Below are 13,209 nucleotides of genomic sequence, written 5' to 3'. Positions count from 1 at the left end.
GTCCTCGTAGGGCGTGGAGGTGTATGCGCATGCGCTGCGAGAGGTCTGGGACCAGCCTCTGGCTGTTCGTCTCCGGTGTGGAAACCGACGTGGCCGACGTCGCCATTGCCCGAGCCATGACCGGCATGGGGCACGCGATGGGGCGCAGCTGCGTCGCCGAAGGCGTCGAGAACATCGGCCAGTTCCTGGTCCTCAGCGACCTCGGAATCGCAGGTAGCTCACTCCCGGCGCGCACGGCGGCCTCGTGGTGGCGAGGGCGTGGCGGCAGTGGGCACAGCGGCAGCCTTGGTCGTAGCGGGTGAGGCTGCCGTGTCCGAGCGGTGAAGTCTTGCTGATGAGAACTCCTCCGATGCCCCGGAGACTGCCGCTGCGGCTGGTGCGGGTCACGGCGACCTGGATGTTGCGCGGTGGTTCTGGGGGTGCAGGTGAGGGTTGGCGGCTGTTGTGACTGTGGCGGCATCGGACCGGGTGGCTGCTGCACGGAAGCCGAGCCCGGTCCGGTTCCGCCGGGGCGTACCGATCGCTCCGTTCCGAATTCCAGGTCAGGACGGGGTGCCGACGCCGGTCTCGTCGAGGTCGTGTCCGATGACGAGCGTTCCGGAGAAGTTGTCACCTGCTCGGCGCCATTCTTCCTCCGGCCACGCCGCTGGCGCGAGGTGCGAGAGGACGAGGGTCGCAACCCCTGCCTCGTCCGCGATCGGCCCGACCTCCTCGACGGTCGTGTGGGAGCTGAGCAGGTGTTGGAAGAGGCCTTCCTGCACGTCGTTTCGCGGTGGTGGGAGGAATGTCTCAAGCCACTTGGCTTCCATCACCTCGTGCACCAGTACGTCGGCTCCGGTTGCCATTTCGATCAGGTTCTCGCTGCGTGCGGTGTCGCCGGCGAGCACCACCGAGCCGTCGTCGGTGTCGAAGCGGAAGGCCAGGGCAGGGAAGACGGGTGCGTGTTTGACCAGCGTCGCCGACACGCGTACCCGGTCGTCCTCGTAGAAAGGCACCGGGCTCATGCGCGGGTGCGGGTTGCCGTTCGGGTCGCCGGTGTACTCGGCTGGGATCGGCACGTCGTGGGCGGTGAACATCTCGGCAGCAGGCGGTTTGCGGTTGTCGAAGGCGCGGTCGTTGTAGTCGGTGGCGAAGGCCCTGGTGAGGAGGTCGACCAGCTCCACCGTCCCAGGTGTCGGGTTCTCCGGTGCGGTCACCGCCGGTGCCGGCGGCGGCCCGAACAGCGGCGGGAGCTGTCCGCGGTTCCCGGGACCCCACACCTGGACCGGTTCGGGGTTGGCCTGCCGTCCGTTCGCGGGCAGCAGCAGGTTGTTCAGGTCGGAGACGTGGTCGCTGTGCAGGTGGGTCAGGAAGATGGCGCGCATGGCATCGAGCGGGCCCTGCTCGTCGTCCTTCCAGTTCCCCAGGCGGGCTTCCCGGATGCGCTGCCCGACGCCGTGTCCCGCGTCGACCACGTAGTAGCGGTCGCCGACCACCACCGCTGTGGAGATACCGCTGCGCTTGGACCCGTTCCACCACGGTGGCCCGCCAGCCGTGCCGAGCAGGACGACCCGGGTCCGGTACTGCTCGGCGACGGCGGATCTGGCGGACGCTCCGGCTTGCGGCGATGCGGCGGCACTGGTGCCGAGGGCAGCGGCGCCGGCGCCGAGTGCGGCCAGCATCGACCGGCGGGAGATCCCGGCGCGTAGCGCCTCCGACACGATGTCACACATTGTGCTTGTCCACCTCGGATCGAGTCGAGAGTTGTTCTGCCACAACGGATCTCCCCGCAGCCTGGGCGATGCGCGCCCGACGGGCGGATAATTCCCGGTCCGCTCAGCGGAGATCGTCGCCTTTCGCGAAGTCGTACGGGCGCGGCGCGCTTCGGTTGTGCGCGAAGCGGGCGAGCCGTCGACCTCGTGAGGTGGCACACAGCATTGCCCGCGCATCCATGAGCGACCAATACCTATCCCGGCGGCGGGCATGCCTTCTCGGCTATGCGTCCTCCGAGCAATAGCAGCGGCGGATAGCCATGCTCCACGGGTATACGTCCATCGGGAACAGGTATTGGTGCGGTTCGGGGCACGTGGCGACGATGGGCGCATGAGGCGAACCGTCATCGCAGGTGGACCGATCATCACCATGGATGCCGAGTACGGCGACCTGCCCGGTGGTGCGGTGCTGGTGGAGGGTGACCGGATCGCGGCCGTCGCGCGCTCCGCCGACGAGTTCGCCGGGGTGGATGCGGAGTTCATCGATGCCGCGGGCGGTTGCGTCCTGCCCGGCCTGATCGACACGCACCGGCACACCTGGATGGCGCTGCTGCGCGGCATTTCCGCAGACCAGTCGCTGCTGGAATTCCTCGCCACGACCTTCTACGGCATCGGCTCGATCATGCAGGCCGACGACCTGGCCGCAGCCGCGACGGTCGGTGCGCTGGAGGCACTCGATTCCGGCGTGACCACGATCCTCGACTGCTGCGACTGCGTAAACAGCCCCGATCACGCACGTGCCGGTGTCGAGGCCCTGCGCGCGGCGGGAATCCGGTCGGTTTACGCCTACGGAATGCAGGAATACGCGGTGCAGCCGCCGGCCTTCACCGCGCACGAGCAGCGGGTTGCGGATGCGTCGGCCCTGCACGCGGAGTACTTCTCGGGTGAGCACCCGCTTTCCCGGATGGGCATGTTGTACAGCGACTTCGGCACCGTTCGGTTCGAGGCGACGGCGACCGAGATCCGCACCGCTCGGGACCTCGGGCTCCTCGGTGCCTCGCACACCGGGGCCGCCACCGGTTCGATCCTGCTGCGCGGTCTGCGCGAGCTCCACGACCGCGATCTCCTGCTGCCCGGGCATCTGCACATCCACTGCCCGGCGCTCAACGACCAGGAGTGGAAGCTGCTCGCGGACACCGGCGGGAAGGTCACCATCGCTCCGGAGACGGAAATGCAGATGGGCATGGGGCACCCGCCGTTCCGGGCCGCTCTCGACCACGGCCTCGCACCCGCCATCAGCACCGACATCGTCTGCGTACGCGAGCAGCTAGCCGCATCGCCATACCCAGCCCTGCCCGGAAACCCCATCCGGCGGGCAATTCTCCGAACCAGAAGGGAAGTTCTGTGACCACGCCCCTCCTCAAGACGCTCGACGTCGACGGGAACGCGATCTCCTACGACGAGCACGGCGAGCGCACGGACCCGACGGTGGTCCTGCTCACCGGGTGGTGCCAGGACCATCGCCTCTTCGACCCGCTCGTGCCGCACCTGACCGCGGACCACCACGTCGTCCGCATCGACTGGCGTGGCCACGGCGCGGACCGCCGACCGGTCGCCGACTTCGGCCCGGCCGAGCAGGCGTCGGATGCGATCGCCGTGCTCGACTCCCTGGGCGTCGACCGGTTCCTGCCGGTGTCGACCTCGCACGGCGGTTGGGCGAACATCGAGCTCGCGGACCGGGTCGGCGCGACTCGGGTGCCGTCGCTGATCGTGATCGACTGGATCATGACCCCGGCGAGCCCCGAGTTCGTGGCGAGCCTCAAGGCCAGCGGCGACCCGGATGGCTGGCGCCAGGACCGCCAGGACCTGTTCGACATCTGGCTCAACGACAGCTCGAACGAGCTGGTGCGCAACCACCTTGACAACGAGATGGCCGCGTTCGACCACGAGATGTGGGACCGTTCGTGCCGGGTGATCGCCGAGGCCTACGAAACGTGGGGGAGCCCGCTGCCGCGCATGGCGGCGATGCGGGAGAACCGCCCCATCAAGCACCTGTTCTCCCAGCCCACCGATCCCTCCTACGAAGCTGCGCAGGCGCACTTCCACGAGGAACACCCGTGGTTCAGCCACCGGAACCTGCGCGGTGAAACGCACTTCCCGACGCTGGATTCACCGCAGCTCGTCGCCGACGAGATCCGCGCCCGCGCGACCGGCCGCTGAGGGCTGAACCGTGTCCGATCCGAACATCGACGCCGCGTACAACGTCCGCAACACGGTTTCGCCCGAAGTGTTCGATCACGTGATCGCCGAGTACCGGAGGCTTTCGCAGGTCGCGGTCGAGGGGCTACGCGGCTTCACCGGCGTGGCCTATGACCCGCTCAGCGAGCAGAAGCTCGACATCTGGGGCGTCGGGCAGCACCCGCGCCCGGTGTTCGTGGTCATCCACGGCGGTTATTGGCGGATGCTGGCGCGCGAGGACACCGCGTTCATGGCGGGTGTTCTCGCCGACGCCGGAGTCGCCACGGTCAGCATCGACTACGGGCTCGCGCCAGGCACCCCGATCGAGGAGATGGTGCGCCAGGTGCGTACGGCGATCGCGCACGTCCATCGCTACGGACACCGGTACGGTCTGGATCCGGAGCGGATCACGGTGGGCGGTAGTTCCGCGGGCGGCCACCTGGCCGCCTGCACGATGGTCGCCGGCTGGCAGCAGCAGCTCGGCCTGCCCGACGACGTGGTCAAGGCCGCGCTGCCAATCAGCGGGCTGTTCGACCTGCGCCCGCTGGTGACCTCGTTCGCCAACGAATGGCTCGGTCTCGACCTGGACCGGGCGGCTGCGGCGAGTCCGATGTGCCACGCGCAGCAGTCCGGTCCTCCGGCGCTGATCGCCGTCGCCGAGCACGACGGCACCGGGTTCTCGGCGCAGAGCGCGCGATTCCACCAGGAGTGGGCCGAGCATTCGCCGAGCGAGCTTTTCGCGGTACCCGGGCGGAACCACTACGACGTCTTCCTCGACCTGGCCGATCCGGACTCGGCGCTCACCGCGAAGCTGCTCGCGCTGATCGAGCAGAGCGGTGCGCGACGACGTTCGCCTCTCCCGCAGGACGTCTGATGGAACTGCCCCGCTTGCTTGACGGCCGGCTCAAGATCCGGCACCTGATTCTCGTGGATGCCCTGACCAAGCAGGGCAGCGTGGTGGGCGCCGCGGCGGCGCTGCACGTGACCCAGCCGGTGGCGACGCGGAGCCTCCACGAGGTCGAGGAGATCCTCGGCGTCACGCTCTACGAGCGCGGCCCGCGCGGCGTGACCCCCACGGTGTTCGGCGAGGCGTTCACCGAGCACGCGCGTGCCGTGCTCGCCCAGCTCGCCCAGGCCGGCCGCCACGTCGATGAGCTGGCCGGCGCGTCGCGCGGCACGACCGTCGTCGGCACGCACCTGGCCGGGTCGAACATGTTGCTGCCCGCGGCCATCGCGCAGCTGAAGGCCAAACGGCCGCTGCTCACGGTCGTCGTGCGCGAAGGCACACCGGAGAGCCTGCTGGTCGAGCTCGAAGCGGGTCGCATCGACATGATCGTCGGCCGGCTGACCGCGCCGAGCAACGAATCGGTGACCCGGACCAGCCTCTACAAGGAGTCGATCTGCCTGGTGGTGCGCGCGGAGCACCCGCTCGCGGCCGCGAACGTGCGCGAATTGTCGGAGCTGGTGGACTATCCGTGGATTCTGCCGGGCGTGGAGACGGTCTTGCGGCGCGAGCTGGAGCAGTTCTTCTCCCGGCACAGCCTTCCCATGCCGGAGAACCGCGTCGAGTGCACCTCGTTCCTCACGGTGCGCCACCTGCTTGTCGAGACCGATGCGATCGCGGCGATGCCGAGCTTGATCTCCCGCGACGACCTGCGGCTGACCGCACTGCCGTTCGCGTTGGAACCGGTTGGCCACAGCGTGGGGCTCACGGTCTCCAAGGGACGCAGGCTGAGCCCCTCCGCGATCGCGCTGGTGGACGAGCTGCGCTCGGTATCGACCCACATGCCCGGAAAACGGGAATCGGCTTCGCTCTCTGAATGAATCGCCAGGAATGCCCAACAGGCATTGGTGGCCGCTCGATAAGCATTTGTCCGATGTGGATCGCGGCGGGAAGCTGGTTCCAGTCGAACCCGGAAACACCGCCCGGGGCCACGAGAAATGCTTAACCTCAAAGGAAGAACAATGGCCGAGCAGGTACTCGACAGCATCCGCGACCTTCTGCCCGCGCTGCGCGAGCGCGCTCCGGAAGCCGAGAAAAATCCGGAAAGTTCCGGCGGAATCCATCGCCGACATCCAGGCGACCGGCTTCTTCCGGATGTTGCAGCCCGCGCGGTACGGCGGCACCGAGACCGACCTCTGCTCCTTCTACACAGCCGTCAAGTTGATCTCCAGTGCGTGCGGTTCCACCGGCTGGGTCAGCTCTGTGCTCGGTGCGCACAACTGGCACCTGGCCACGTTCCCGGCGAAGGCCCAGGAGGACATGTGGGGTGCGGACCCCGACGTCCTGATGTCCTCCGCCTACGCCCCCATGGGGCGGGCCACCGCCACCGCGGGCGGCTACCGGCTGAGCGGCACCTGGAGCTTCTCATCCGGATGCGATCACGCCGGCGGTGCCATCCTCGGCACCTTGATCGTGGGCGAGGACGGCAAGCCGCAGGACTACGTGGCCATGCTCGTGCCCGCCGCCGACTACCGGATCGACGACGTGTGGCACACCGTCGGGCTGCGGGGGACCGGCAGCAACAACATCGTGGTCGACGACGTGTTCGTGCCCGAGCACCGCGTCCTCGGCTTCACGGATTCGTTCCGCTGCGCGTGCCCCGGCCAGGAGGTGAACACGAGTCCGTTGTACCGGGTTCCGCTGTACTCGATGATGACCACGACGATCGCCACGCCGCTCGTCGGGATCGCGGCCGGCGCGTACGAGGCGCACATCGAGCACCAGCGGCAGCGCGTGCGGGTGTTCGCAGGGGAGAAGGTCAAGGACGATCCGTTCGCGAAGGTGCGCGTCGCGGACGCGGCCAGCGAGATCGACGCCGCCTGGCTCCAGCTGACCCGCAACATCGAGGAAGTCGAAGCCGCAGCCCGGAAAGGGGACGTCCCGATCACCCTGCGCGCCCGGCTGCGCCGCGACCAGGTGCGCGCGGCCGAGCGCGCGATCCACGCGGTCGATCGGCTCTTCGAGAATTCCGGTGCCTCGTCGATCTCGACCGACAAGCCGATCCAGCGCTTCTGGCGCGATGCGCACTCGGCCCGGGTGCACGTCGCCAACGACCCCGAGGCGGCGCTCAAGATGTTCGGGGACGTCGAGTTCGGGGCGACGATCGACGGCGGGATGCTCTGATGGCGACGGCCGGGACAACCACCACTGAGTCGACGACCACGCGCGGGGCGGTCGACCCGAATCGGTTCCGGCACGTCCTCGGGCATTTCTGCACAGGCGTCGCCGTCATCGCCACCGTCGAAGGGGACACGCCGGCCGGCTTCGCCTGCCAGTCCTTCTCCGCGCTTTCCTTGGATCCGCCGCTCGTCCTGTTCTGCCCGAGCCGGGCCTCACGGGCGTGGGCGGCCATCGAGCGCGTCGGCAGGTTCACCGTCAACCTGCTGTCCAGCGAGCAGCGCGAGGTGAGTGCGGTGTTCGGACGCCGGGGTGAGAACAAGTTCGCCTGCACCGGCTGGAGCTTGTCGCCGGGGCGTGGACCGGTGCTCGACGGTGTGCTCGCTTGGATCGACTGCGTCGTCGCCGACGTCCTCGACGGCGGCGACCACCACATCGTGGTCGGCCGCGTCACCGACCTCGACACGCCGGGACCGAACCGGCCGCTGCTGTTCTACCGTGGTGCGTATGCGGAGACGGCCGAGCCGCTCGACGACGGCGTCCGCAGATGGGCGGTGGAGCCTTTCTTCGACCGTCCCGACGGATGGTTCTGAAGGCCGTCTTCGCACCCACCTCTTCGCCCGGTACGCGGGCCGGGGCGAACCTCCGGGTATGCGGAAACCGTTATAGCTCGCGCCGAAAAGCGCATTTGATCGGCATGGTCGAGGAGTTCAGATTGGAACGCATGACGGCACAGAACGGGCTCTGGACGCGCAACTTCGTCGACGGGCGGTTCGTCGAACCCGACACCGATCGCGGTTTCGAGCAGATCGATCCGGCGACGGGAAAGCTGATCGCCCGGGTGCACGAGGCGGATGCCGCGCTCGTCGACCGCGCGGTCCAGGCCGCTCGCGGGTCGCTGGCCAACGGATGGGCGGACACCCCGGTGCGCGAGCGTGCGGCGTTGCTGCGCCGCGCCGCGGACCGGATCGAGGAGCGGTTCGAGGAGTTCGTCGCCGCAGAGGTCGCCGACACCGGCAAACCGGTCACCCAGGCGCGCGAACTGGACGTCACGCGGGCGCTGACGAACTTCCGAACCTTCGCCGATGTGGTGGCCGCGGCGGGACTGGAATCCTTCCTCACCGATCTGGCGGATGGCGGGCAGGCGCTCAACTACGCGGTGCGCAAACCGCTCGGTGTGGTCGCCGTGATCGTGCCGTGGAACCTGCCGCTGTTGCTGCTGACTTGGAAAGTCGCGCCAGCACTGGCGTGCGGCAACGCGGTGGTGGTGAAGCCGAGCGAGGAAACCCCTGCCACAGCGACTCTGCTGGCCGAGGTCCTCGCAGAGGTAGGACTGCCACCAGGCGTTTACAACGTGGTGCACGGCTTCGGCGGAGCTTCCGCCGGCGAGCATCTGGTCACGCATCCCGGCATTGACGGAGTGACGTTCACCGGGTCGTCGGCCACCGGCTCGCAGGTGATGAAGATGGTGGCGCCCAAGGTGCGCCCGGTGTCTTTCGAACTCGGTGGGAAGAACGCCGCGATCGTGTTCGACGACGTCGACCTGGACGAGGCGTTGACCGGGTTGACCAAGTCGGTGTTCACCAACACAGGTCAGGTTTGCCTGTGCACCGAACGGGTTTACGTCCAGCGGGGGGTTTTCGACGACATCGCAGCCGGACTCGCCGAGCGCGCACGCGGCCTGCGGCTGGGCTCGCCGGAGGCTCGCTCGACGACCACTGGTCCGTTGATCTCGCAGGCGCACCGCAAGAAGGTGCTCGACTACTTCGCACTGGCCGAACAGGACGGTGCCACCGTGCTCACCGGCGGCGACGTGCCCGAGCTCGGTGCCGAGCTAAGCGGGGGATCGTGGATCGAGCCGACCCTCTGGACCGGGCTGACGAACGCCCACCGAGCCGTGCGGGAGGAGATATTCGGACCGGTGGCCGCGCTGATCCCCTTCGACACCGAGGACGAGGCGATCGCGTTGGCCAACGACACCGACTACGGGCTCGCGGCTTCGGTGTGGACGAACGACCTGCGGCGCGGGCACCGGGTCGCGCAGCGCATGAACGTGGGCATGTCCTGGGTGAACACCTGGTTCCTGCGCGACCTGCGGTCGCCCTTCGGCGGTGTCGGCCTCTCGGGCATCGGCCGCGAGGGCGGCGAATCCTCACTTCACTTCTACACCGAACCGACGAATGTGTGCGTGCAGCTATGACAGTTCTCGATGCAGCGACCGAAACCCGGATCGACTCCGCCGCAACGCGGCTGATCGCCGCGGCCGCAACACGGACCCCGTGTCCACCGGTCCGCGATTTGCTCGGCGACACCGACGTCGACGCGGCTTACCAGGTGCAGCGCCGGGTGGCCGATACCAGGGTCGAGGCCGGTGCCCGGGTTGTGGGGGCCAAGATCGGGCTCACCGCAGCGGCCGTGCAGGCGCAGTTCGGCGTGTTCCAGCCGGATTTCGGCGTGCTGCTGGACGACATGGTGTTCGCCCACGCGCAGCCGTTGCCGAGGAGCCATTTCCTGCAACCCCGAGCGGAGGGCGAGATCGCCTTCGTGCTGGGCAGGGGAATCGAGGTTCCCGGCGCGACCGTTGCGGACGTGCTGCGGGCCACCGAATTCGTGCTTCCCGCGATCGAGATCGTGGACTCGCGGATCGCGGACTGGGATCTGACCATCACCGACACCGTGGCCGACAACGCGTCGAGCGGTGCTGTCGTGCTCGGAACCACGCCTTTTCCGTTGCTGGGCAAGGACCTGTCGCAGGTGGGCATGACGCTGGAGCGCGACGGGGAGCCGGTCTCGTTCGGTGCGGGACACGCCTGTCTCGGGTCACCGGTCGCGGCGGTGGCGTGGCTGGCTCGCGAGCTGGTCCGGCGGGGACAGCCGTTGCGCGAGGGTGATGTGGTCATGTCCGGTGCCCTCGGCCCGGTGGTGCCGATCGGCGGGCCGGGGCGGTTCCGGCTGGCGCTGGACGGGCTGGGCGAGGTCGAGGCAGTGATCGAAGAGGAACGAGCATGAGCACTGGCAGCATCCCGGTGGCCGTCATCGGATCGGGCAACATCGGAACCGATCTGATGTTCAAGGTCATGCGGATTTCGGAGACCTTGCGGATGGGCGCGATGGCGGGGATCGATCCGGACTCGGACGGACTCGCCCGGGCCGCCCGCCTGAAGGTCGCGACCACGCACCGCGGCATCGACGGCCTGGTCGAGCTGCCCGAGTTCGCCGGCATTAAGGTGATCTTCGACGCCACCTCGGCGAAGGCGCACCTGCGCAACGCGGAGATCGCCCGCGAGCACGGGAAGCTGGTGGTCGACCTGACCCCGGCCGCCCACGGGCCGTTCGTGGTGCCCCCAGTGAACCTCGACGAACACCTGGACGCCCCAGACGTCAACATGGTCACCTGCGGCGGCCAGGCCACCATCCCGATCGTCGCGGCGATCGCGCGGGTCGCCCCCGTCGCCTACGGCGAGATCGTCGCATCGATCTCCTCGAAGTCGGCAGGGCCCGGCACCCGCGCCAACATCGACGAGTTCACCGAGACGACCAGCGAGGCCATCCGGCTGGTCGGCGGTGCGGAGGTCGGCAAGGCCATCATCGTGCTGAACCCGGCTGATCCGCCGATCGTCATGCGCGACACGGTGTTCTGCATCGTAGAGGGAGTCGACGCGGAGCTCGACAAGGCCAAGATCGCCGCCTCGGTGCAGCAGATGGTCGAGTCCGTGCGGGAGTACGTGCCCGGGTACCGGCTCAAGCAGGACGTGCAGTTCGACGCGGTCGACGACACCTTCGTGCCCGCGCTCGGGCGCAAGGTCACCGGCGCCAAGGTCTCGGTCTTCCTCGAAGTGCTCGGCGCCGGCCACTACCTACCCGACTACGCCGGGAACCTCGACATCATGACCTCCGCCGCGCTTCGCACCGCAGAGAGGATCGCCGAACTCCGAGGATGGGTGTGCGCATGAAGATCTACGTCCAGGACGTGACCCTGCGCGACGGGATGCACGCCATGGGGCACATGTACACCGTCGAGCAGGTCCGGCAGATCGTCCGCGCGCTGGACGCCGCCGGGGTCGCGGCCATCGAAGTCGCGCACGGCGACGGCCTCGGCGGGTCGAGCGCGAACTACGGTTTCGGCGCCCACCCCGACGAGCAGTGGATCGAGGCGGCGGCCGAGGTCGTCGAGAACGCGACGCTGACCACCCTGCTGCTGCCCGGCATCGGCACGATCGAGCACCTGCGCAGAGCGCACGCGCTGGGTGTCCGGAGCGTTCGGGTGGCGACGCACTGCACCGAGGCCGATGTCAGCGCCCAACACATCGCGTGGGCGCGGGAGCACGGCATGGACGTGTCGGGCTTCTTGATGATGAGCCACCTGAACTCGCCCACCGAGCTCGCCGAGCAGGCATCGCTGATGGAGTCCTACGGCGCGCACTGCGTGTACGTCACCGACTCCGGCGGCCGGCTGACCATGGCCGACGTCGCCGAGCGGATCGACGCGTACCGGCAGGTCCTCGACGACAGCACGGAAATCGGCATCCACGCGCACGAGAACCTCTCCCTCTCCGTGGCCAACAGCGTGACCGCGGTCGAGCACGGCGCCTACCGGGTCGACGTCGCGCTGGCCGGGCAGGGCGCCGGTGCCGGGAACTGCCCGGCGGAGGCGTTCGTGGCGGTCGCCGACCTGCTGGGCTGGGCGCACGGGTGCGACCTGTTCGCGCTGCAGGACGCGGCCGACGACATCATCCGGCCGCTGCGGAACCGACCCGTGCAGGTCGACCGGGAGACGCTCACCTTGGGGTATGCCGGGGTGTACTCGAGCTTCCTGCTGCACGCCGAGCGGGCGGCGCGACGCTACGGGCTCGACGCCAGGGAAATCCTGCTCGAGGTCGGGCGCCGGCACATGGTCGGTGGCCAGGAGGACATGATCGTCGACGTAGCGCTCGACCTCGCCGCTCGGCGCGACGCAGTGGGGAGCAACTGATGATCACCACGGAGAAGATCGAGGCACTGGCCGAGCGGCTGCACGCTGCGGAGGAGAACCGGCAGGACACACCCAGCCTTGCCGACGACCACGAGATCAACGTGGCCGATGCTTACGCGATCCAGGACGCGCTGATCGCCCGCCGCAAGGCCCGAGAGGAAGCAGTGGTCGGGGTGAAGCTCGGCTTCACCAGCAAGGCGAAGATGGCGCAAATGGGAGTCTCCGACGTGATCGTGGGCAGGCTCACCGATGCCATGCGGATCGGTGACGGGGCCGATGTCGACCTCTCCCGCTTCATCCACCCGAAGGTCGAACCCGAAGTCGCCTACCGGCTGAGCTGCGATGTCCACCCGGACGATCCGACCACGAACATCGAGTCCTGCGTGGACGCGCTCGCCCCCGCGCTGGAGATCATCGATTCCCGCTACCGGGATTTCCGGTTCACCTACGCCGACGTCATCGCCGACAACACCTCGGCATCGGCTTACGCGGTGGGACCGTGGCGCCCGGTCGAAGACGTGTCGAACCGCGCGGTGCGGCTGCGGACCGGCGACACCGAGCTGGTGGGTTCGACCGCGGCCATCCTCGGCAACCCCGCCCGCGCTCTGCACGCCTTGCTGGGCATGTGCCGCCGTTACGGGATCCCGCTGCGGGCCGGGCAGGTCGTGCTCGCCGGTGCGGCGACCGCGGCAGCTCCACTGACGGCCGGGGTCGTGGAATGCCGGGTCGCCGGCATCGGATCGGTATCGGTGAAGGGACGAGCATGAACACCGCACGCGTAGTCGAAGGGCGCGCCACGCCACGGGGGCGCTTTCCGCACGTGAAGGCCGTCGGCGATCTGATCTTCGTCTCCGGCACGAGTTCCCGGAGGCCGGACAACACCTTCGTCGGCGTCGAGGTGGACGAGTTCGGCACGACGAACCTGGACATCCGCGAGCAGACGCGAGCGGTGATCGAGAACATCCGCGAGATCCTGCACGACGTCGGGGCCGACCTGTCCGACATCGCGCAGATAACCACGTTCCTGGTCTCGATGAACGACTTCGGCGGATACAACGAGGTCTACGGCGAGTACTTCGACGAGCAGGGCCCCACCCGCACGACGGTGGCCGTGCACCAGTTGCCGCACCCGCACCTGCTGATCGAGATCCAGGCAATCGCGCACCGGAAGCAATAAGGAGGAACTG

The 13,209-nt window shown here is 68.5% G+C and carries 13 protein-coding genes and 1 pseudogene; 13 read left to right on the top strand and 1 reads right to left on the bottom strand.

Annotated features, from left to right (window positions below; genetic code table 11):
• Positions 1-29: 29 nt before the first annotated feature.
• Positions 30-302, top strand: a complete 273-nt coding sequence (locus tag E1288_RS33180) for a hypothetical protein (protein WP_235883969.1) — start codon at positions 30-32, stop codon at positions 300-302.
• Between the two features lie 240 nt (positions 303-542).
• On the opposite strand, the gene E1288_RS33175 is transcribed toward E1288_RS33180, so the two are convergent.
• Positions 543-1,712 carry an MBL fold metallo-hydrolase gene (locus E1288_RS33175; protein WP_132492322.1) on the bottom strand — a complete coding sequence of 390 codons (1,170 nt, stop codon included), beginning with the start codon at positions 1,710-1,712 and terminating at the stop codon, positions 543-545.
• Positions 1,713-2,082: 370 nt separating this feature from the next.
• Between E1288_RS33175 and E1288_RS33170 the strand changes: the two genes are divergently transcribed.
• The 12 genes and pseudogenes from E1288_RS33170 (at position 2,083) to E1288_RS33115 (ending at position 13,199) form a co-directional block, all read left to right on the top strand.
• Positions 2,083-3,099, top strand: a complete 1,017-nt coding sequence (locus E1288_RS33170) for an amidohydrolase family protein (protein WP_207954689.1) — start codon at positions 2,083-2,085, stop codon at positions 3,097-3,099.
• Positions 3,096-3,911: an alpha/beta hydrolase gene (locus E1288_RS33165; RefSeq protein WP_132492320.1), complete on the top strand. Its 816-nt coding sequence runs from the start codon at positions 3,096-3,098 to the stop codon at positions 3,909-3,911. Before E1288_RS33170 ends, E1288_RS33165 begins: the two co-directional genes overlap by 4 nt.
• A 10-nt stretch (positions 3,912-3,921) precedes the next feature.
• Entirely contained in the window at positions 3,922-4,803 is an 882-nt protein-coding gene (locus E1288_RS33160) for an alpha/beta hydrolase (RefSeq protein ID WP_132492319.1), read from the top strand.
• Complete coding sequence (locus E1288_RS33155; RefSeq protein ID WP_132492318.1) at positions 4,803-5,753, top strand: LysR substrate-binding domain-containing protein; 951 nt, start codon at positions 4,803-4,805, stop codon at positions 5,751-5,753. Before E1288_RS33160 ends, E1288_RS33155 begins: the two co-directional genes overlap by 1 nt.
• 141 nt (positions 5,754-5,894) lie before the next feature.
• Positions 5,895-7,056: pseudogene (gene hsaA / locus E1288_RS33150) on the top strand (3-hydroxy-9,10-secoandrosta-1,3,5(10)-triene-9,17-dione monooxygenase oxygenase subunit).
• Positions 7,056-7,643: a 3-hydroxy-9,10-secoandrosta-1,3,5(10)-triene-9,17-dione monooxygenase reductase subunit gene (gene hsaB / locus E1288_RS33145; RefSeq protein WP_132492317.1), complete on the top strand. Its 588-nt coding sequence runs from the start codon at positions 7,056-7,058 to the stop codon at positions 7,641-7,643. The pseudogene hsaA and the gene hsaB overlap by 1 nt, the downstream one beginning before the upstream one ends.
• Positions 7,634-9,250, top strand: a complete 1,617-nt coding sequence (locus E1288_RS33140) for a 2-hydroxymuconic semialdehyde dehydrogenase (protein ID WP_235883968.1) — start codon at positions 7,634-7,636, stop codon at positions 9,248-9,250. The genes hsaB and E1288_RS33140 overlap by 10 nt, the downstream gene beginning before the upstream one ends.
• On the top strand, positions 9,247-10,059 hold the full coding sequence (locus E1288_RS33135) for a 2-keto-4-pentenoate hydratase (protein WP_132492316.1): 813 nt from the start codon (positions 9,247-9,249) through the stop codon (positions 10,057-10,059). The genes E1288_RS33140 and E1288_RS33135 overlap by 4 nt, the downstream gene beginning before the upstream one ends.
• Positions 10,056-11,003 carry an acetaldehyde dehydrogenase (acetylating) gene (locus tag E1288_RS33130; RefSeq protein WP_132492315.1) on the top strand — a complete coding sequence of 316 codons (948 nt, stop codon included), beginning with the start codon at positions 10,056-10,058 and terminating at the stop codon, positions 11,001-11,003. The genes E1288_RS33135 and E1288_RS33130 overlap by 4 nt, the downstream gene beginning before the upstream one ends.
• The gene (gene dmpG / locus E1288_RS33125) at positions 11,000-12,022 is read left to right on the top strand and encodes a 4-hydroxy-2-oxovalerate aldolase (RefSeq protein WP_132492314.1); all 1,023 of its coding nucleotides are present in this window, start codon (positions 11,000-11,002) and stop codon (positions 12,020-12,022) included. The genes E1288_RS33130 and dmpG overlap by 4 nt, the downstream gene beginning before the upstream one ends.
• The gene (locus E1288_RS33120) at positions 12,022-12,789 is read left to right on the top strand and encodes a 2-keto-4-pentenoate hydratase (RefSeq protein ID WP_132492313.1); all 768 of its coding nucleotides are present in this window, start codon (positions 12,022-12,024) and stop codon (positions 12,787-12,789) included. The genes dmpG and E1288_RS33120 overlap by 1 nt, the downstream gene beginning before the upstream one ends.
• Positions 12,786-13,199 carry a RidA family protein gene (locus tag E1288_RS33115; protein WP_132492312.1) on the top strand — a complete coding sequence of 138 codons (414 nt, stop codon included), beginning with the start codon at positions 12,786-12,788 and terminating at the stop codon, positions 13,197-13,199. The genes E1288_RS33120 and E1288_RS33115 overlap by 4 nt, the downstream gene beginning before the upstream one ends.
• The last annotated feature ends 10 nt before the right edge of the window (positions 13,200-13,209 follow it).

The sequence above is a fragment of the Saccharopolyspora elongata genome, assembly GCF_004348985.1.
Taxonomy (GTDB): domain Bacteria; phylum Actinomycetota; class Actinomycetes; order Mycobacteriales; family Pseudonocardiaceae; genus Saccharopolyspora; species Saccharopolyspora elongata.
This window is presented reverse-complemented; position numbering and strand designations above follow the sequence as displayed.

Bases quoted from the DNA above. Each gene is read 5' to 3' on its own strand.
- E1288_RS33180 (WP_235883969.1), top strand. From the start codon at position 30: ATGCGCTGCGAGAGGTCTGGGACCAGCCTCTGGCTGTTCGTCTCCGGT.
- E1288_RS33175 (WP_132492322.1), bottom strand. From the start codon at position 1,712: ATGTGTGACATCGTGTCGGAGGCGCTACGCGCCGGGATCTCCCGCCGG.
- E1288_RS33170 (WP_207954689.1), top strand. From the start codon at position 2,083: ATGAGGCGAACCGTCATCGCAGGTGGACCGATCATCACCATGGATGCC.
- E1288_RS33155 (WP_132492318.1), top strand. From the start codon at position 4,803: ATGGAACTGCCCCGCTTGCTTGACGGCCGGCTCAAGATCCGGCACCTG.
- hsaB (WP_132492317.1), top strand. From the start codon at position 7,056: ATGGCGACGGCCGGGACAACCACCACTGAGTCGACGACCACGCGCGGG.
- E1288_RS33140 (WP_235883968.1), top strand. From the start codon at position 7,634: ATGGTTCTGAAGGCCGTCTTCGCACCCACCTCTTCGCCCGGTACGCGG.
- E1288_RS33135 (WP_132492316.1), top strand. From the start codon at position 9,247: ATGACAGTTCTCGATGCAGCGACCGAAACCCGGATCGACTCCGCCGCA.
- E1288_RS33130 (WP_132492315.1), top strand. From the start codon at position 10,056: ATGAGCACTGGCAGCATCCCGGTGGCCGTCATCGGATCGGGCAACATC.
- dmpG (WP_132492314.1), top strand. From the start codon at position 11,000: ATGAAGATCTACGTCCAGGACGTGACCCTGCGCGACGGGATGCACGCC.
- E1288_RS33120 (WP_132492313.1), top strand. From the start codon at position 12,022: ATGATCACCACGGAGAAGATCGAGGCACTGGCCGAGCGGCTGCACGCT.
- E1288_RS33115 (WP_132492312.1), top strand. From the start codon at position 12,786: ATGAACACCGCACGCGTAGTCGAAGGGCGCGCCACGCCACGGGGGCGC.